This window comes from Prevotella sp. E13-27 (assembly GCF_023217965.1).
GTDB lineage: Bacteria > Bacteroidota > Bacteroidia > Bacteroidales > Bacteroidaceae > Prevotella.
Window position 1 is genome coordinate 1498595 of record NZ_JALPSC010000002.1, and the last position, 20121, is coordinate 1518715.

The window sequence follows — 20121 nt, forward strand, 5'->3', positions numbered from 1 at the left end:
AAAAGCCATGAACAGGACAATACTTCTCGACAACGCAAGAGCAGAAATCTTCGAGTTCAACAACAGTACTGACGTAACTGAGTATCACATAATGATACATGCCGATGAAGGTACTTTCCAGCAGCAGCTTGATGCTGTTCTCGATGCATACCGTTATGTGAGAGAACAGGAACTCAGCGGAGCAACGGCAGTCTTCAAGCGCTATTTTCTCAGCGATGCAGCCAATCAAGCCGACGAAGTGCTCATGGCCGATGTCAGTGACTGCGCAAAGAGCATCATAGAACAGGCGCCCCTCGACGGTTCTAAGATTGCCCTTTGGACTTATCTCATGACAAACGTGACGACACGCCAGCTTCCAAGCGGACTCTGTGAGGTGGCTCACGGAGCATTCCGCCACCTGTGGAACGCCAGTGCCCACAACACAGCCATCAATTCTGAATATCAGACACGTTTACTCTTCAACGAATACATCATGCAGCTGGCACAAGAAGGCTGCACGCTTGCTGACAACTGCATCCGCACGTGGCTCTTCGTTAACGATGTTGATGTCAACTACCCGGGAGTGGTAAAGGCCCGCAACACCGTGTTCTACACGCAAGGACTCACCAACGACACCCACTTCATTGCATCTACAGGAATAGGCGGTCGCCAGCAAGACGCTAACGTTCTCACACAGATGGACAACTATGCCATAGCTGGTATAAGCAAAGAACAGATAACCTATCTCTACGCTCCTACTCACCTCAACCGCACCAGCGACTATGGTGTCAGCTTTGAGCGCGGCACACGTATCGACTATGCCGACCGTAGCCACGTGTTCATCTCAGGAACGGCAAGCATCAACAATAAAGGTCAGATTGAGCATCCGAAAGACATTGTGAAGCAGACCCACCGCATGTGGGATAATGTTGAAACGCTGTTGAAGGAAGCCGACTGCGACTACAACGATGTTGGTGTGATGATTGTCTATCTGCGTGACATTGCCGATTACAAGCTTGTCAACAAGCTCTATGAAGAGCGCTTTCCAGATAAGCCACGAGTCATCGTTCATGCGCCAGTATGCCGTTCAGGATGGCTCGTAGAGATGGAATGTATGGCTGTGAAGGCAACGAACGACAAGAAACTGCCAAGTTTCTAACGCTTAACGACGAAGACAATTATTTGTTGCCAGAGCTGTTCCTGACTGGTCTTATCTCCACGACTTCCACACGCTCGTCAACCACTCGGAAGCGCACGTCTTTTCCTGCAAACGGCATGCCATAGACTCTCGTCGGGTCATCATGATATTGAGGGCGAGGGTCAAAGGAGAGCACCTCCTTCAGTCCTTCCATATCTTCTGTGGAGAACTGTTTCTCAATAGCTTCTGGCACAACGACTTCAAGCCGTTTCCACTCCGTCTTATCAACGAAGCCCGATTTCGCTTCAGGGTGACAGTCGGCATAAGCCACATATGGTTTTATGTCATAGATAGGCGTACCATCCATCAAGTCGGCACCTTTCACCCATATCACAGGAGCGTTGGCGCAATCATTGTCAACTCGGCTTATCTCAACTGAGGTAAGCCCAAGCCTGTTCGGACGGAACGGCGAACGTGAAGCGAACACCCCCACCCTCTCGTTTCCTCCCAGACGTGGAGGTCGCACGGTAAGCCCCGAAGATTCATGGCTATTAGCCGAGAACTCCCATATCAGCCATAGGTGGCTGAACGCTTCAAGTCCTCTTACGGCCTCTTCGTGCCTATAGGCAGGCTCAAGCACAATCCTTCCCTCCAACGACGAAGCAAGCCCCCCTTGACGAGGAATGCCGAACTTCGATGTCAGCGGCGAACGGAAGAAAGCTATTGGCTCTATGTTCATTATCCTATATATTTTCCAGAGCGGTCGAAAAGCACCTTGTCAAAGGTGACAAGGCAGATAATGACAGTCAACAGACAGCAGGCAAACGACACACACGTTGCCACCATCACCACCACTACAGCTACTATAGGCGACACGCCACCAAGCAATAATCCACAGAGTAATAGTGGCAACGCCATAGCCACAGGGCGTGTCATGCGGTAAAGCAACGGGACGACAGCCCCACGAAGTGCACGCTTCACGCTTGGCATTATAGCTTCATTATGATTAGCGCCGTTAGCCAGCATATACTGGATATGTTCCTGCGTGTTAGCGAGGCTTCCTGTATAGCTTCTTATAGCCGATGATACAGACTTTATCATCATGCCTGCCAACAGAGCCTGCGACACGATAATCGCCACATGGCTCTCAACAGGCAGTGTAAGAGTAATAATTCCACATCCAATTATCATGGCGAGAAACTCTGAAAGCGCAACATACCAGTAAAGTTTCTTTGCAGGAACATGAGCTTTACGCAATGTGAGCAATGCAGTAACAGCCACCAATGGCAGCGACCACAGCAGGCTCGCCCACCATTGTCCGACCTTGAAGAGTCCCATGATATACAGACACGCCACGACCAGGCTCAGGGTATAATATATCAGAACACGTCCCATGCGCGAAGCCATACGCTTGTCCAACATTATGAACAGGCCTCCGCAACAAGCCATCATCACTACTACGATGGCAACGCCCAACAAAGAAATATCACTTAACTGCATAATTAATATCTCAGTTTATATTTCCACCACCTGGTCGGCAGCACTAATTATCTCGTCCTCGTCACTTGTTACGACTACCACCTTTCCCTGTTTTGCAAGATTCTTCAAATAGCCACTCGTCTCTTTGGGAGGATTATCCACAAGCAGAATCTTCTTGTCCAGCAACACTGCAACAGCAAGCAACTGTACACGCCCATCACTGACATCGGCACCCGTTCTGCGCATCTCCTCGCCCAATATACCGTTCGATATAGGTATATCCCTGTTTGCTTTCAGGCTAAACACATCCTGCACCGTAGGTGGCTCGTACTTCGTCACCTCTCCAAGCGTGGTAAGGCGCTCTGGAGCATAAGCCATAAGCTCGCGAAACGATTGTGCCGTGCGTTCCGTCAGTGGCTCGCCGTCTATGCACACATATCCGTGAGAGATGTGACTGAAGCCCTGGATGGCAAGCAGCCATCGAGTCCTGCTGGCAGCAGTACCGCCAGTAATGCACATCAGCTCTCCAGAGCTCGCCATAAACGAAAGCGTGTGACTTTCGTTCTCTGTCAGCACATCATTGAGTTCAAGAATCATTACTCTACTTTAAAAATATGATGCAAAGATACGATTAAGCGAGGAAAAAGCAAAAGGAAAACTCGTTTTCTTTTGGCTTTTCACTTAAGTTTACGTAATTTTGCACCATGCAAAACGAAAAACAGTACAGGCTCCCTGCCGAATGGGAGCCACAAAGCGGGATACAGCTTACTTGGCCACACGCCAACACTGACTGGGCTCCCATGCTCAAGGAGATAGAAAAGACCTACAACGAAATGGCAGAAGCGATACAACGCTACGAGCCGTTGCTCATCGTTGGTCCTCCATCAAACGACACCTGGGCACGCGATCATGGTTTCCTGACACTTGTCAGTTCCCAAGACGCCTCTCCCCTCCTCCTCGACTTCTGTTTCAACGGATGGGGCGAGAAGTTCCGTTCCGACCTTGACAACGCTCTCAACCGTCGTCTTTTCGATGAGGGACGGTTTAAGGGTGAATATGTTGACCACCTTGACTTCGTACTCGAAGGCGGAAGCATAGAGAGCGACGGACGAGGCACCATCTTCACCACCAGTTGCTGTCTTCTTGCGCCTCATCGCAACCAGCCACTGACGAAAGACGAGATCGAAGCCCGTCTGAAGCAGTATCTCTGTGCAGAGCGCGTGCTTTGGATTGACCACGGACAGCTCACTGGCGACGACACCGACGGACACATTGACACGCTGGTACGCATCTGTCCTGACGACACATTATTATATGTAGGTTGCGATGACCCTGCCGACGAGCAATACCACGAGCTCCATCTCATGGAAGAGCAGCTTAAGACCTTCCGTACTATTGACGGCAAGCCCTATCGTCTGCTCAGGCTGCCCTCCCCTCGTCCCATCTACGACTACTACACGGAGCACGGACGTCGTAAACGCGAGCGTCTGCCTGCCACCTATGCCAACTTCCTCATCATCAACGGTGCAGTACTCTGCCCCACCTATCATCAGGAAGACCTCGACCGTCAGGCCCTCGCCGTCATAGCCGAAGCATTCCCCGGCCGCGACATCATAGGCATCGACTGCCGTTCAATAATAAAACAGCACGGTTCACTTCACTGCTGCACCATGCAGTTCCCAGAAGGGGTATATGTCAAATAACCATAATTCAAAAGACAATGAAAGAACTCAAAATAGGATTCCTGCAGCAGCACAACACTGCTGACACAGTAAATAACATAGAGCGTCTGTGCGACGGCATTCGCGACCTTGCCCAGCGAGGTGCAGAGCTTGTCGTTCTGCAAGAACTTCACAACTCACTCTACTTCTGTCAGGTAGAGAGCGTTGACAACTTCGACCTCGCTGAGCCCATCCCTGGCCCCTCTACCGACATCTACGGCCGACTGGCAAAAGAGCTGGGCATAGTGCTCGTCACCTCTCTCTTTGAGCGTCGCGCAGCAGGTCTCTACCACAACACCGCTGTTGTCTTCGAAAAAGACGGAACCATAGCCGGCAAGTATCGCAAGATGCACATACCCGACGATCCAGCCTACTACGAGAAGTTCTATTTCACCCCTGGCGACCTCGGCTTCCGTCCCATCAACACCTCGGTAGGACGTCTTGGCGTGCTCGTATGCTGGGATCAGTGGTATCCAGAGGCAGCACGTCTCATGGCCCTTCAGGGTGCCAAACTGCTCATCTACCCCACAGCCATAGGCTATGAGAGCAGCGACGCTCCAGAGGAGCAGCAGCGTCAGCGCATGGCTTGGCAGACCGTAATGCGTGGTCACGCCGTTGCCAACGGACTGCCCGTCGTAGCCGTCAACCGTGTTGGCCATGAGGAAGACCCCAGCCAGCAGACTAACGGCATACAGTTCTGGGGCACCTCTTTCGTCTGTGGTCCTCAGGGCGAGATTCACTACGAAGCCTCAACCGACGAAGAAGAGAGCATCATAGTCAGCATAGACATTGAGCGTGCTGAGCAGGTGCGCCGTTGGTGGCCTTTCCTTCGTGACCGTCGCATAGAGAACTACGGCGACATCACCCGACGTTTCATAGACTAAGCCACTAACAATGAAGAAGTTCTTATCCATTGCCGTAGTCTTTATTATGGCTACGGCGATTGCCACAGCACAGAAAATCCGTACGATAGACAAAAACGGCCAGCCTGTGTCCTATGTCTCAGTAATGACCACCGATGCCAAGTATATCGGCATCACCGACATCGACGGCGTTCTGGAAGATGTGAAAGGAGCTGAGACCATTTCCTTGAGCCACGTGGCATTTAAGCCTCAACTGTATAAAGTCAGTGGTAACAATTGTGTCATCACCCTCGAGGATGCCGACTTCGGACTGCCCGAGATTGTGGTAAAGAAGAAGCCCTATGTCTATGCACAGACCTACTACCGCGCCTATTTCTACGACGATGAGTATGGCGTCTTCTACTACCGTGCAGGCCTTACCGACAATGTCATAGACCGTGCAAAGAAGAAGCTCTCTGCCAACACCTCCACCGCCTCGAAGGCCACCTACGGCGTTATCAAGACTCTCTTAAACAGCATAATTGGAGGCAAGCTCGACAAGAACAGCCATATCAAGATGAGGACGCTAGAGGAGAGAATAAAAGATAGCGGAAAGGACATCCAAGTGAAGATTATCGACGAGGGCAATGGGCGCAAGCGCATCAGCGACTTCAAGGGAACCATTGGCTATATCATCGACAACAAAGAGACTGAGCAGCGCCGCTTCACCTACGAGGGTCACAAGATGGTTGCCCACAAACTGGAAGCCCAGGGCAAGGAAAAGAAACTGAAGAAGCGCGAAGCCGAAGACGCCAAGGAGAGAAACCGTAAGGATGCCGACTTCATCCTTTACAAGATAGATGAGGACGGCCATTGTGCCCCCGAGGACTTCGTCATGTCGCAGCTAATGATTAGTTTCGATAAGGATAACAAAGAAGGTAAGAGCGTCCACAACATCTACTGCGTACAGGTGTTCACCATCGAGCGTGCCTATGTCGATAAGGCCGAACTGAAACAGAAGAAAAAGGACAACAAGATGAAGATGACCTATCAGAACATCCGCCAGTTCGAGCGTGCCCACAACATCCCCGCCCTTGCTCCCGCCGTCCAGCAGAAGCTCAATGACCTGTGGAAGATTTCAGAATAACATCTATTAATCAATTATCTTGCATTCCCGCAGGCGGTACCTTGTTTTTTAGCTTATATACTCATTATTAAAGTTCGAGAATCCACTTCCAAAGTGGCATGACCTCAATAGTGCCAAACTCATCGGTGATAGTGTCCGACTCATCGTAGGTCAGGATGACGCGACGGTCACAAGGCAAAACCTTTGGCAGTTTTTTCAGGGCATCAAGTTCACGGTCAAAAGTGGATTCTGCCTGGGTGATGCTATAGGATGCCTGTACGGCCAACTTATCTTCTGGAACATAGAAATCCACCTCGACCTTGTCATTGTAGAAGAACACACGCTCGTTATCCTTGTCATGACCATACTTGCGGAACATGGTCAGGGCGGTGAGGTTTTCAAGAAGCGAAGTATCGCCATCAAGCAGGAAAAGGTTGAGTACTCCGTTGTCTACAAAGTAGTATTTGCACAAAGTCTCCTTGTCGGCAAAGGCAGCAGATACGTTGCGCAGACGCAGGAGTAGCCATGCGTCCTCGCTATATTCGATGTACTTGCTGACGGTGGGCATGGTAATCTTTCCGCTCACCGACGACAGAACGTTGGAGAGCCGGTTGTAGGAAACGGGCTGCTTAACGCTCTCGGCCAGCTTCTTAAGCAGCAGACGCAGGAGGTTGGCATTGGAGATTTTATTACGGCTAACAATATCGCCCAGATAAATCTTCTGGAGGGTACTGGTCAGGTAGTCACGCTTTACGCTGAGACCAACAGACTCTGGCAGTCCTCCCCAATGCAGGTACTCACTCCACGCGCGCAGCATCTTGGCACGTGATTCGGTGGCTAACAGGGCATGTTCATCGAAAGGCACTTCATTGACAATAAGGAACTCCTGAAAGCTATATGGGTAGACCTCAGTGGTAAGGTAACGGCCTCCAAGGGTGGTCATAATCTCTGATGATAACATCTTTGCGTTGCTACCAGTAATCCAGACCCGATACTTTGCATCAGCCATACGACGCGCAAACTTCTCCCAGCCGTCGATGTTCTGCACTTCGTCAAGGAAGAGCATGGGACGCTGGTCGTACATCTCGGCATGACACTCCAGAATCAACTCAAAGTCCTCAGCAGTGAAATCTGCCAGACGGTCATCCTCAAAATTAAGATAGAGCATACCGTCCCAACCGCGTCCTTCGGCAAGCATCTGTTGCATCTTCTGATAGAGCATGAATGATTTGCCTGCTCTGCGAACACCGATGAACACACGCCTTTCGAACTCGTCGGAAGGTAACTCACGAGGTATTACCTGATAATTCTCTACATCCCTCTGATTGGATGCCATTATCTGTTTTAAAACCGCCTTATTCATTAATCTTCAAACTACCATTTTGAATTTCTGTTGCAAAATTACAAATAATATTTTGAAAAACAATGCTTTTCTTCAAATTATTATCAGATTAGTTACTCCCTTATCATTAATCTTTCGAAAAGTAGTTCACAGTTACAGGGCTTTGATTCAAAGTATGATAAACACTCGCGTCTTTATAATCTGATACCTGAATTAGGTATGAGATTGCTAACTAATCAATAGCGAGACACACTCGCCCTGTTTTCAAACCATCTAATCAAGAGCGAGACATTTCATCTACCCCTGTTGTCTTTTCATAAAACACACCAATCTTTTTACCACAGACATAGGCAATCGGGGGTTGATCTCCCTGTTTGAGATTATCAAGATAGAGAGGCTCCCCTTCTATGATTAGGCTGCATTCAAAGGTGTCACCTGTTTTCAGACGCGTGTTCTCTGATGCAACGACACGGAATTGCAGGTTGCCCAGATACTCTATGTCGCAGATTCTTTCTGGTTTCCAAGTAAGTCGCAAATATTCTCCTTCGACCAGTTCCTTAGCCACACTCAGTCGTCTGCTCATCACAGGGCTACTCTGTTGTTCTTTAGGCAGAAGACAGTTCTGACAGTAGCCATCCCAGTCCTGAAAGCCCAGGAATTGTGCCAGAATATCCAGTGTTGCCTTTCGCGGAGAAACATCTTCGTTGATATAGCCCCAAAAGCGCATCAGCGTGGTGCGGCTGACAAGAATATGCAACCGTTCATAAAGTCGCTCTCGCAGGAACTCGAAGTCCTTCGGGGTCTGCAGTTTCTTTTTCAGTGCCGTTTCAATTTCCGAACGGAGTTTTTCACAGGTTCCTATTTGCTGATACTGACTATTCTTTTTCTCCATTTCGCAACAATAGCTTCGTTGTGTCGATACATTACTTTTCTTATCTCATCCTTCTCAGCGTCGCTAAAAGAAGAATCCATCTGTTTAAAATAATTCTCTATTGCTCTTTCGCCCGACTGACTTCTGAACGTAAAGTCGCTCCATATATAGAGAATATTGGTCAGTGTGTCCAGATGCTTGTCGATGTTTGTCTGACGCATGGTTTTGTCAATGAGAGCCTTCCCTTTGCTGATGGCATTCTCTACTTTTATCCTACTCGTTTCCAAGGCGATTTCTCTCTGTCTCTGCTGCTGGTTGTAAAACTTTAGTTCTGTTGTAGAATCACCCAACTGCTTCAGCTTTTGCTGTTGCGCTTCCAGTTGTTGCTGATAGCTTGCGTGAATTGCAGCCAGTCTTTCGTCCTGTTCCTTGGCCCTTCGCATTTGTAAGCCTATTAGCAGTATCAGAGCCATGATGAGTATAGCCCCCAACCATACGGCCATTCTCCTGATACGACTGTTAGTTGAACGGATAGCATGTTGCAGTTCAGCCATTTGCTGATAACGATGATCGATGGGCCGTAAACACCTTTTTATTATATAATGGTATCGCCATCCCAATTTCATTTGCTGCATGATGATGCCCAAGCTGTAGATGTCGTTGCGCGCATCGGCCACAGTCGTCTGCATCTGTTCCGGCGACATATAACGTGGCGTTCCTGCTGGTTGTTTCAATATGGTGTGGCTATCTGTGTCAGCCAGTCCGAGGTCTATCAGCTTCACATGACTGCCGTTGCCTGTGACGATAATGTTTGTAGGCTTCAAGTCGCGGTGAACAATGCCTTTCGTATGGAGATAGGACATAGCATCCATGATCTCTTGCACCACCCTGAGCCTCATCCGTCGTGAAGGCTTTTCTGCCAGCCACTCCTTGAGTGTCACGCCATCGACATACTCCATCACGATGCAGCGTCCCAGGCCTTCAACAACCTCTATGCCGTAAGCCGCCACCACATTCGGATGCTGCAGCAGCATCAGTATCTCCAGCTCCTTGCGCAGCCGTTGCTGATAGCCCGCTTCTGCTGCCACCTCCTTGCGCAGTCCCTTCAGCAGCCACCAGCGCCCATAGCGCTTAGCTTTTGCCACGACGTTGACTTCCGATGTGCTCAGAATCTTCACATCAGTAAACGTCTGGCTGATGCCCTCGAACGAATCCAAGATATAGCCCGAAGCGGAAGAGTCGTAATGATGCGTCATTGCTGATATGTCATTTTAAATCCATTTCCAGAACCACTCAGCCAGAGGTGATGGACAACTGAGCAGCCCACCGTTTGACTGTAGATTAAGGAAAGAGAAGCGGATGCGGTGCAGAGGATGATATTTGTCGTTATACACACTCAGGCTCCTCCCGCTGATGCAGTTTTCGGCTTTCACCTCAATAGGAATAATCTCGTCCTTCCACTGAATCAGCAGTTCCAATTCTGCTTTGCTATCAGGCGACCAATAATGTGGCATTTGATTGTTCATCATCGGCATTAGCGATTGCAACACAGCATTCTCTGCCATAGCGCCCTTGAATTCTGTATAGTTGGAACTAGAATCCATGATGGTACTGGCAGGCAGATGAGCAAGCTGACGCAACAGGCCACAATCGCAGGCATATACCTTAAAGGCATCTGGCTCTTCATAGGCCTTCAACGGCATGCCTGGCTTGGAAACGTTGTTGATGCGATAAATCATGCCTGCATCTTCTAACCATAGCAACGAATCCTCATAATCTTTGGAGCGAGCCCCCGTCTTGATAACCTTGAATATGAACTTACGGTTCTCTTTACCCAACTGTGAAGGCAAGGAGTGCCAGATGGCACGAATACGTGGAATTTCACGTGGTTCTGCATACTTGGCAAAATCGAGTTCGTACAAATCCAAAATGCCTTGTAGGACATCGTCCACAGATTGCATTCCTTGATTGTTGAGCATGGCAACAACAGCTTCAGGCATTCCTCCGCATATCATGTAACGGCGATATTCCAATTTCAGTTTGTTCAATATAATCTCAGGAAGATGGGTGGGCGATTCTATTCCTTCCACATATTCAAATGTCTGTTCATCACTGACGCGCAGAAATTCCCGGAACGAGACAGGATACATTCTCATGACCCGAACCTTGCCTACGGGAACAGTCATCCTGCGCCTTTTGACAGCCACCCCAAGCAATGAACCCGCAGCAATGATATGATATTGCGGAGCTTCCTCACAGAAATATTTGAGACTATTCAGAGCCTCCTCACACTCCTGAATCTCGTCAAAAATAAGCAATGTCTTCCCTGCTATCAATGGAACATCACAATACAGGGCCAGTTCCTTGATAATGCGATCAGGACTTTTTGAAACTTGAAAGACAGTTTTCAGTTCTGGCTGTCGGTCGAAATCGAATCTGGCATATTGTTCAAAGCACTCCTTGCCGAAAGCTTCCATCACCCAGGTCTTTCCTATCTGACGAGCACCTTGTAGCAGAATAGGCTTACGCTGTGGACCATCCTTCCACTGTTTAAAGTCTGCAATAATGTCTCTTCTTATATCCATACAAACACTTTTTACTGCCGATTTGTGTGCATTTATAACACTTTTCGGCACTTGTCGCTGCAAATATACGAATTATATAAGGAATATGCAAATAAAAAAACGAAAAAATTAAAAAGGAACAAAATGGAACAATCCCGTTTTGCTGGATTGTGTTATTTTTGCAGTCGAATAAAAAAATCGGCTCACAATGATACAACTTTCAAAAAAAATTGCTTACCTTTGTCCCGTCAGTTGAGACAGACTGGCAACATCGAGGAGAGCTATTAAGCTTTGACCCGTCTGAGAATCTGCAAAATTCAACGTATATGGGTGAGAAGTCTGAAAGCTGCTTCTCCTGCAGTAGCATATATACTGCTCACTCCGCTATGGAGTTAGCCTATTTATATACCTGCAGGTGTGAGCTGATTTCATTCTTACATATACGGGTATTGCAGAACCTTCAGACTAAGGATGTCGAGGAGGCTCACACTCTTTGTGTGTATAATGAATCGAATAACTTCGTAATAACTATATCTATGATACCGAATCAATCTTATATTAAAAGAGCAAATGGTGTGTATGTGTCAGACAGAATAATTTTCGATGGGAGTGGAAAAACTGTCTGCAAAGTCATGGGTGAAACAGAACTTGACGTTGATTCAAAATGGCCTTTAACTTTTTTCCGTTATTTACCATTCTCAAGGTTGTTCACTGATCTTAACAACAATACATTAACATTCTTATCACCAACACAATGGGACGATCCATTTGAAAGTGCATTTTATGGTTTGTATAAACAGCATAATGTTAAATGCTTATGCTTCACTTATAATGGAAGTATAGGTGAAGAGTGGGCATGGAAAGCTTATAAAAGTAGCGAACGGCTGGTAAGAATAGAAATTCTATTTGACAAATTAGTAAATACTCTATCCAAGGTGGTCAGCGAGAATAATGGTAAATGGACGTTTTACATTTCTGTTTGCGATTATTCTATGGACAAAAAGGATATTGTTTCTCTGGTTAAAAGTGCTGGGCTATCTGGTCTAAAACTAAATCTAGAAAGTTACCTGAATGTGATGAGCTTGAAAAGAAAAGCGTTTTCTACAGAACGAGAAATACGTATCTTTGCTGTTTCAGATGTGAATGGTATTGATTCTGCTGAGACATTCGACAATATTGATTATAAGTCTTTCGTGTCAAGAGTATTATTGGAACCGCTTCCTCCTTTCTCAGATTCGCCACGAAGAAAAGAATATCCAATATTGCAAAAAATATACAATGCGGGTATAAATGAATATTTTAATAAAATGGGAATAAAGACTCAACAATCTCATTTGTATGAAATAAAATAATTATTAACTTAAAAACTTAGTAACTTATGAGCAAGAAAATTTTTATGATGTCTTTTGTGGCACTGTTTATGGTGCTGGGCATGAGTCAGGATGTGATGGCCAATGGTGGAATGGTTCAATGTAAAATGGATGAGGTTTGTATCATGAATGATACTATCAAATCAGATGTGAGCTATAAGGTTAGTGATAAGAAGGTGATTTTTCCACAGGGCTTTTATTTAGATGGCGATGAATGTTGGCGAATTATGTTTCCAGATGGTATTGGGATATCTGACTATTCAATGACATGTTCTACAAAAGTTACAGAATTAGTTGGGCTCAAGAAACTGGGAGCACCAAAAGATATTTGTAATATGTATTGTCCGAAATCTGCAGGAGTTTCCAATCTGTCAGATGACGAAGTTACAAAGTTAATAAAAGAAAAATTGTCAATCGCCTGGCCTGATTATGACTTTAATACTAATGACTATTTAAAGGAAGAATCGTTTAATTTATCATACTATGGTTTAAATAAGCCTCGACATATTTCAGTTAAAGAAGAATCAGAAACAGGTTATCCTGAAATTGGCTGGTTTTTCGATGGACATTATTATTCCAAAAATACTTTAGTGAAAAAGAAAGAAGCAAAAGAAGCTGCGGCGGAAAAGAACTTTAAGGCGGAAATCGCAAAATTCAAGAGAAAGTATGGTTTTGATCCTGTTGAAACTCCATTAAAAACCGTTATAAGAACAGGTAGGTCAAAGTCTGTTTTTGACGCGTGGAATAACTGGCGAAAAGCCTATGACTACTACATTGTCACTACTGAATTAACGTATGATGGTGGTAATTCAAAGAAATACTACTTCTATTTTAAAGGATCAAGAATAGGAAGTTTTTGGATTAGAAACGGAAAATTAGATTCCGTAAGTTGGTATTAATTATCACAAATAGAGAAAGGAAAGCAATTATGAAAAAATTATTATTTCTTTGCATGGTGGTTATTGGAATAACCTCCTGCAAGTCCGACAAACAAAAAGTTGAGACATTGTTAAGCGATTTGGTAGAAGCTCAAACTAATGGAGATGATGAAAAAATTGCTGCTATATATCCTTCGTTAAATGACCTTGGAACAGTAATAGTTGATGCTGAAGGTGCTCAAATTAATTTTAAAGAGGCAGACTCCACTTACCAGATTGTGTTGCCAAGCGAAATCACATTTGATGTAAAAAAACAAACTGATGGTAATTTTATTATTACTGACAGTCATGGCTTTGTAGATTGGAACGAAGTATGGATAACTGTTTTCCAAAATACTGGCGCATTAGATCCTAAAATGTCAGACATGGAAATTAACCAGATATTTAATAATAAAGAGTTTCTGGACTATCTCATAGCCAATAATCCAAAGGCAAAGCAAGGCAATCTTGTAGTTGCTGCATGTGTTGTTAAGCGCAGCGATGATGAATACAGCCTAAATATTGACCTTCGGAATGATAGTAAATTTAACTATCCACATGATAGTTACTCACTTGAAGTATCAGTCATGGATGAAGATGGAAATGTTTTGAAGACGGAAAAAGAACGTGGACGTGAAGTCCGTTCTGGAGAAATTGCTAATTTTTATACGTGGTTTGATGGTAATTATACTGATAACATCTCCTCTTATAATATTAAGATTAACTTGGCGAAAAAATATGGTACTATTGATTTGCTTAATAATTTTGTTGAATTTACAGGAAAGGAATGGGAAAATTATAATAAACACGAAAAAGGCGCTGATATGAATGCTATAAATCAATAAGAAATCGTGGAGGGACTTGTGTGTCCCTCCACCTGATTTCTATAGTCTTGATCACCGGGGACTCCTGACATATTTCTACGATGGTTGGATGAAGAACCCCATGAGTGCCATGATTAGCTGCAACGACGGCTTCCGTCCGTTTAGCTTCTACATCGAAGTAATAAAAGAGTAGCGGAAAAATCCATCATCCCTCCCATAATCGCTGGAAACGCCGATGTATAAAGGGTTTGAGCACGGGAGGGATTTTTTTAATCCCTCCCATAACCCTCCCATAACCCTCCCATGACTTCGTCGCCGAACGCTGCCCAAAGGGACACTAAAGCAAATGGAGTCGCCTGCGGCGAGAAATTAAACAAATCTAACCAAATCAAACAGAATATTTTCGACATTAATTATCATGTAATTAATGGTTAAATTAACGGCAATTATATGTTTATGAAATGAAGAACAACCGAAACTTAGATAACATGGGAGGGATGGGGTGGAGATGAAGGTGGAGATGAAGGGAGGGATGACGGGAGGGATGAAATTCGCGGAATCCCTTTATTTAAAGGGCTCAGCACCATCCGACGGGAGGGATGGGGCACTTCCGTTTGAAAGTCAACAAAAATCAGGACACGAAATAAAACTGTTCGATGTTCATCAACAAGAAGCGCTAAATTTTCAACACGCTATACTTTCAAAAATGTTCCCTTACTGGGAACAGAACAATCCCTTCTTGGGAATCGATTGAAGACAGAAAGAATACAACTTCATTTTGGTGTTTTCCAAGACAGCAGGGTGATCGTCTCGCCTAACAGATGATGGGAGAGGGAAGATAACTTATGCTAATATGTCAAGGGTCATCCCCTTACATACTATAATCCAAAGCGAGCCACTGATGATCAGTAGCTCGTTTTGCGTTCTTGTTCTGTCAGTTCTGTAGTATAGTTTTGGCATCCTTGTAATCTAGTTCTTACTATCTTGAAAACCAAAATCGACGACTTTGGCGACCAAACTCGTCGACTTTGGTCACCAAACTCGACGAGTTTGTAAAATTATATAGTTAGAACTACATCGCAGTCTTGACTATAACACATCGAAATTCTGTCTAAACAATTCGCAGATTCAATTTCCACAATCAGGACAGATACCTTGTTGTCTAGTATATGCAGCTTTTGCCATTGCTGGTGTGAATTTACGGATATTCAGAAGTTTCTCTTCACCTCCAAGCACATATTCATATGCCCCAGCTTTGTGTGTCACGTCATCATCCATCCAAAGTCGTTCCAGTTCCTTTTGGAGTGCATCAGTATCTATATCTTTTTTATCCTTGAAGGTTTCGTAGATGTGTCCCCAGTCCAGTCCTTTCATCAGTGCATCGTACTTGGGAAAAGTGGCTTCAACCCAATTGATAACTTGCTGGAAATAGAGCATCAAGTCATTGGCATTAGGTTTGTCATGATAAAGCCCCATGTATTTCTCAATGTCCCCACCGAATTGTTTTATATCACTATTAGCAGCCCATTTGATGGCTAGTTTGAAGATTGATGAAAAAGTTTTTGAAGAAGTCATCAATCACTCATATATTGTTGCATTGAATTAATAAAAGCGAGATAAATTCAAGACTCGTAAGTTCCACCTGTGCATCTGCTTGTTTCATATTAACTCCCTAATTGCCAAATAAGCACACTAGATAATATGGCGATCTTATGCTCATACTTTATTGTTTTATCTATAGCTAATCTTCTTGAAAGCAAATATCTAGTCTTTTTTTTCAAGCACCACCCACACACCATCATTGTCCTTGCCGTCACGCTTCAGAACACCATTTTTTTGTAACGCAGAGAGGTCGCGTTCGATGGTGCGTTGGCTCACCGACAAAGTCTCCGACATTTGTTTGCCAGTAATTGTCGGAGACTCTTTGATGAGATTCAGGATTTTCTGCTGACGCTCAGTAAGTTTCGTCTCCGACACGTCTCCGTCATGGTCTCCGACATTCGGGGCGTCGGAAGAGGCAAAAATGATGGTTTGAAATTGAGTCGGAGTAGATTTGAACACAGGCTTCAGTTCATCCTTGTATCCATCTAATGCTTTGGTCTCATTACAGATGCGTGTGAGTCCGCTACCTCGTTTCTCCATATAGGCCCTTTTCCTTTCCATCCCATCGGGTACAATAAAGGCGAGACTGCCAGAGTGGGCAATCATCGGCAAACAGTGCGCCCGCATTCGTAAGGTTCCCTGTGCCAGTTACCAGCCCAAACGACAAGAGATATTTTTTGTCCCATTCTTGTTTAGTGCGGTCTTTGAAAGTATTCGCCAATATCGTGAAAGCATAGTCTTCCGCTTTATAATCTGTGTGAAGGGAATCGTAGGTTTTATTAGAACCTTTCAGTACTAAACGTACCATTTGCTCTGCCGTGGCAGGAAGACTCTCATCACCAACTCGGACAAATGCAATACGCTGACCATCTCCAACGTAGTAATATGGGATATAATGCCCTGCGTTGACTTTGAGTTGCAAGATGTGCAGACCATCTATATCATGGGGAATCATCTCCACCTCTGGCAGGGGATCCATATAGTCACGAATCCTGCTACTGATAGTCTCACATACATGCTGCACATCATCAAGTCCTTTAACAATTCCATCATTATCAATACCAAAGAAAATGGAACCACCCAAGCCATTGGAAAAGCGCTTATGCTCTTCAACCAGCTTTTAGGTTTCTTTTCTTCAAGCATCACCTTGAAGTCGTATACTGTACATTCAGCTATCAGAGTCTTTAATTCCATCCTATATAAATTCTCATTTTACCTTGCAAATGTACACATTTTTATTGAGAAGAAGGCATATATTTGACGTTTCGCGCGTAATTTAAGCAAATATTGTCTAAAACAAGACTGTGATATAACAAAGAGAAACGATTTGTGTTGAAAAATGACTACCTTTGTACCCACGAATCAGATAGTTGACGAATATGACACCAAACAAGCAATTTAACACCTACAAGGAGGGGCTGGACCTGGAGTTTCTACGGGAGTACTGCATGGAGCACGGGGAGTGGCGCGTGATGGAGCGCGGCGAAATGCTGGGGAGACGGGCGAGTCGTCCAGAGTGATTTACTTACCCCATTCCCCCCAACTATTTGTTGCCCGATATGAGTTACAGTTGCCAAGCAAAGAAAAGATTCGGAAATTCTTGATGCAGGAGAACGGGAACACGAAGAGATGAGCGATATAACTGCTATTTGGTTGCTTAAAAGAAATAAAGTGACCCATGTTTGAAAAAAAGTTATAATTCCCGTGCAGCCTTTTTGGGAAAGTGGTATCTATGTCAATAGAGGCAGAATGTTTCTTATGGACATAGAAGAACTCATAGAAAGATGGCGACAAGGCGACGAGGATGCACTTGGAAGCCTGTATAAGGCATATCACCGGCAGATGACGGGGATATGCCAACGCATCGTAGGCAATCGACAAGTGGCAGAGGAATTGGCACATGATGCATTTTTGCTGGCCTTTGCCAAGATGGACCAATTGCGCAATCCACAACGCTTCGAAGCATGGCTGACAAGCATCACAACTAATGTGGCCAGACGGTATATGCAGCGTCACCATGATCCAACTATGCTTCCTCTTTCGACGCTCACAGAAGAGGAGTTGGTCCAAGAGACAGCGCAGCCTAAAGAAAAGCCTTTGCCGACGATGGCCGAACTGATGGCCGCTGTCGATGCACTGCCAAACGGCTATGGTCAGGTGTTCAAGTTGTCGGTCATTGAGGAAATGTCGCACAAGGAAATTGCAGAAATCATGGGCATTGCAGCCCATTCGTCTTCTTCTCAACTATCACGAGCCAAGAAGATGCTGCAAAAGACGCTCGCACACTACTGGTTGCTATGGCTTCTGCCGTTGCTGCTTCCTATCGCATATTTCTTCTTTAAGATTGATAAGCAGTCAGACGATATTACGCCAATAGTAACGAGGCAAGATAATAACAAGAACAAATCGACCGAGCCGACGAGTCCGAATGTGACGCGCCCAGTGATTTCTATAGCGCTAAGAGACACGACTCGCAGAACGGCGGCGGTTCCCAACATTCAACAGCCAAGAGACAGCATCACCGCCACCGATACGATTCCACACACTGTAGAACCTTCGGACACTATGATCATCAATAACGAGCCGTTGCCAGAAATGCGTCACAACAGCGATACGCATATTGCTGACTTATCACCTGAGAATCGAAAGGTGGAAGAGAGCATACAGTCGAATTGGTCACTGGATATGTCATTTAGTGGAAGCATCTACGAGCAGAGCCAATATAGTCCATTCGCTTTCAAGGGGATGGTTAAGAATGGATCTATCACCAGCGAGCGTATGGAAATGAAGCTCGTTGACTTCAAGAAATGGAGTGATTACGCCGATTATCTGTCAGAATATCCCGACGGAGGCGACAACCACGATGTCATCCTTAATATTGCGAAGAACAATGCCAGCCAACCTGGTACTGACGAAATAGTGCGCAAGAGCCATCACTATATGCCTATCACTTGGTCTTTGGCATTGAGATATAAGTTCAATAGCAACTTCGGACTGGAAACGGGAATAAACTATAGCCGTCTGAAATCTGAATTTGAGGTGGGCAGCGACGGAAACGCCATCGACGAGCAGCAGACCATCCACTACCTCGGCATACCGTTAAAGGGCTTGTATAATATATATAATCGTAGGCAATGGAGCATCTACGGAAGCATGGGTGTAAAGTTGGAAATACCTGTCTATACTCCGCTGAACACTAACTATTACTTGAATGGCAAAAAGGAGGCTACCGAAAAGAGCGCTCTGAACGCACCACAGCAGTGGTCTGTTGGAACAGGCCTCGGCCTGCAGTATAATCTCACGCCCAACCTCGGTTTCTTTGTCGAACCCAGCCTGCAATACTATATCCCGACGGGCGGAAGCATAGAGACCTACCGCACGGAGCATCCGTTCACGTTCTCCGTGCCGCTGGGCATTCGCGTCACTTGGTAATTTCCCTCTAAAATCTGTGCAGTCTTTTCTTGCCTTGTGGTATCTATCCTTATAGAGAAGCAAAACAAGAAAAGAAAATGCAACAGAGACATCTTAACAGGAAACAATATTTCTGCGAGTTGGCAAGCACAGCCCGCGAGTTCTACCTTGACTACGTGAAAGCAGATATTACGCTTACACCTGCCACCCGTGTCCTGGAAATCGGATGTGGCGAGGGAGGCAACCTGCTTCCCTTCGCAGAAAAAGGCTGTAAGGTGACAGGAATAGACATCTGTCAGAAGCGCATTGAAGAGGCACAGGATTTCTTTACAGAGCGTCATCAGAAAGGCACATTTATCTGCCAAGATTTCCTCCTTACAGAAGTTCCCAAAACCGAAACAGACAAGTTCGACCTCATACTCATTCATGATGTTATAGAACATATCGAGCCGTCTTACAAAAAGGATTTTATGCTTCATATCAAACACTTTCTCAAACAGAGTGGTATCGTGTTCTTCGGCTTCCCCACCTGGCACAACCCTTTCGGAGGACATCAGCAAATAGCTGTTGGCTTTGGCTCCAAACTGCCTTTCATCCACCTTTTGCCCAAACCTCTTTACCAAGCATTGCTAAAGTTAAGTGGAGCCAGTTCCAATAACATCAATGAACTAATGAGCATTCGAGATTCACGTATGACCGTCGAGAAATTCGAGCGCTTGGTTTCTGAAACAAACTACGCCATCTGCCAACGCACCCTTTGGCTCATCAACCCACACTACAAGCAAAAGTTTCACATAAATCCCCGTTGCCAATGGACTTTCTTTGCCAATATCCCATATTTACGTAACTTCTATACTACATCTGCGTGGTATTTGCTACGTCAAGCCCTAAATCAATAACATTCCCTGTTTCTATTCACACCATTATATCCTGTC

At 45.4% G+C, this 20121-nt stretch carries 19 protein-coding genes and 1 pseudogene; 10 read left to right on the top strand and 10 right to left on the bottom strand.

The genetic code is table 11. The features are described from left to right. Positions 1–7: 7 nt before the first annotated feature. A complete protein-coding gene (locus M1L52_RS15365; RefSeq protein WP_248615901.1) occupies positions 8–1138 on the top strand; it encodes a Rid family hydrolase in 1131 nt (376 codons plus the stop codon). A 19-nt stretch (positions 1139–1157) separates the two neighbouring features. Here the strand turns inward: M1L52_RS15365 and tsaA are convergent, their stop codons facing one another. Genes tsaA through M1L52_RS15380 form a run of 3 tightly spaced genes read right to left on the bottom strand, consistent with a single transcriptional unit; the run spans position 1158 to position 3193 of the window. Then, entirely contained in the window at positions 1158–1856 is a 699-nt protein-coding gene (tsaA, locus tag M1L52_RS15370) for a tRNA (N6-threonylcarbamoyladenosine(37)-N6)-methyltransferase TrmO (RefSeq protein WP_248615902.1), read from the bottom strand. Continuing rightward, a complete protein-coding gene (locus M1L52_RS15375) occupies positions 1856–2617 on the bottom strand; it encodes an ABC transporter permease (protein ID WP_248615903.1) in 762 nt (253 codons plus the stop codon). Before M1L52_RS15375 ends, tsaA begins: the two co-directional genes overlap by 1 nt. A gap of 15 nt (positions 2618–2632) precedes the next feature. Continuing rightward, positions 2633–3193 (bottom strand): ATP-binding cassette domain-containing protein, encoded by a 561-nt coding sequence (locus M1L52_RS15380; protein WP_248615904.1) that lies wholly within the window; start codon positions 3191–3193, stop codon positions 2633–2635. A 107-nt stretch (positions 3194–3300) separates the two neighbouring features. Between M1L52_RS15380 and M1L52_RS15385 the strand changes: the two genes are divergently transcribed. From M1L52_RS15385 to M1L52_RS15395, 3 genes are read left to right on the top strand one after another with little or no spacing between them, the layout of a single operon-like run. Continuing rightward, complete coding sequence (locus M1L52_RS15385; RefSeq protein WP_248615905.1) at positions 3301–4299, top strand: agmatine deiminase family protein; 999 nt, start codon at positions 3301–3303, stop codon at positions 4297–4299. A gap of 17 nt (positions 4300–4316) precedes the next feature. Beyond that, positions 4317–5201 (top strand): carbon-nitrogen hydrolase, encoded by an 885-nt coding sequence (locus tag M1L52_RS15390; protein ID WP_248615906.1) that lies wholly within the window; start codon positions 4317–4319, stop codon positions 5199–5201. 10 nt (positions 5202–5211) lie between these two features. Further along, on the top strand, positions 5212–6306 hold the full coding sequence (locus tag M1L52_RS15395; RefSeq protein WP_248615907.1) for a carboxypeptidase-like regulatory domain-containing protein: 1095 nt from the start codon (positions 5212–5214) through the stop codon (positions 6304–6306). A 67-nt stretch (positions 6307–6373) separates the two neighbouring features. Here the strand turns inward: M1L52_RS15395 and M1L52_RS15400 are convergent, their stop codons facing one another. The 4 genes from M1L52_RS15400 to M1L52_RS15415 all read right to left on the bottom strand — a co-directional run bounded on the left by M1L52_RS15400 (position 6374) and on the right by M1L52_RS15415 (position 11083). Further along, positions 6374–7621, bottom strand: a complete 1248-nt coding sequence (locus M1L52_RS15400; RefSeq protein ID WP_248615908.1) for an ATP-binding protein — start codon at positions 7619–7621, stop codon at positions 6374–6376. Between the two features lie 283 nt (positions 7622–7904). Next, positions 7905–8519: a hypothetical protein gene (locus M1L52_RS15405; protein ID WP_248615909.1), complete on the bottom strand. Its 615-nt coding sequence runs from the start codon at positions 8517–8519 to the stop codon at positions 7905–7907. Further along, positions 8486–9754, bottom strand: a complete 1269-nt coding sequence (locus tag M1L52_RS15410) for a serine/threonine protein kinase (RefSeq protein WP_248615910.1) — start codon at positions 9752–9754, stop codon at positions 8486–8488. The genes M1L52_RS15405 and M1L52_RS15410 overlap by 34 nt, the downstream gene beginning before the upstream one ends. A gap of 15 nt (positions 9755–9769) precedes the next feature. Beyond that, positions 9770–11083: an ATP-binding protein gene (locus tag M1L52_RS15415; RefSeq protein ID WP_248615911.1), complete on the bottom strand. Its 1314-nt coding sequence runs from the start codon at positions 11081–11083 to the stop codon at positions 9770–9772. A 515-nt stretch (positions 11084–11598) separates the two neighbouring features. On the opposite strand from M1L52_RS15415, the gene M1L52_RS15420 reads away from it, so the two are divergent. The 4 genes and pseudogenes from M1L52_RS15420 to M1L52_RS15435 all read left to right on the top strand — a co-directional run. Next, positions 11599–12414, top strand: coding sequence for a hypothetical protein (locus M1L52_RS15420; RefSeq protein WP_248615912.1), 816 nt, complete (start codon positions 11599–11601; stop codon positions 12412–12414). Positions 12415–12440: 26 nt separating this feature from the next. Then, a complete protein-coding gene (locus tag M1L52_RS15425; protein ID WP_248615913.1) occupies positions 12441–13331 on the top strand; it encodes a hypothetical protein in 891 nt (296 codons plus the stop codon). A gap of 29 nt (positions 13332–13360) precedes the next feature. Further along, positions 13361–14194: a hypothetical protein gene (locus M1L52_RS15430; protein WP_248615914.1), complete on the top strand. Its 834-nt coding sequence runs from the start codon at positions 13361–13363 to the stop codon at positions 14192–14194. Between the two features lie 73 nt (positions 14195–14267). Further along, a pseudogene (locus tag M1L52_RS15435) lies at positions 14268–14366 on the top strand (TIGR04076 family protein); the annotation flags it as partial. Positions 14367–15301: 935 nt separating this feature from the next. On the opposite strand, the gene M1L52_RS15440 reads toward M1L52_RS15435, so the two are convergent. From M1L52_RS15440 to M1L52_RS15450, 3 genes are all read right to left on the bottom strand, one after another. Next, positions 15302–15748, bottom strand: a complete 447-nt coding sequence (locus M1L52_RS15440; protein ID WP_248615915.1) for a hypothetical protein — start codon at positions 15746–15748, stop codon at positions 15302–15304. Between the two features lie 189 nt (positions 15749–15937). Then, on the bottom strand, positions 15938–16315 hold the full coding sequence (locus M1L52_RS15445) for an HTH domain-containing protein (RefSeq protein ID WP_248615916.1): 378 nt from the start codon (positions 16313–16315) through the stop codon (positions 15938–15940). Further along, on the bottom strand, positions 16299–16859 hold the full coding sequence (locus M1L52_RS15450; protein WP_248615917.1) for a helix-turn-helix domain-containing protein: 561 nt from the start codon (positions 16857–16859) through the stop codon (positions 16299–16301). The genes M1L52_RS15445 and M1L52_RS15450 overlap by 17 nt, the downstream gene beginning before the upstream one ends. Positions 16860–17533: 674 nt before the next feature. Between M1L52_RS15450 and M1L52_RS15455 the strand changes: the two genes are divergently transcribed. Then, positions 17534–19207 carry a sigma-70 family RNA polymerase sigma factor gene (locus M1L52_RS15455; RefSeq protein ID WP_248615918.1) on the top strand — a complete coding sequence of 558 codons (1674 nt, stop codon included), beginning with the start codon at positions 17534–17536 and terminating at the stop codon, positions 19205–19207. Between the two features lie 77 nt (positions 19208–19284). Next, positions 19285–20085 (top strand): class I SAM-dependent methyltransferase, encoded by an 801-nt coding sequence (locus tag M1L52_RS15460; protein WP_248615919.1) that lies wholly within the window; start codon positions 19285–19287, stop codon positions 20083–20085. Positions 20086–20121: the final 36 nt, after the last annotated feature.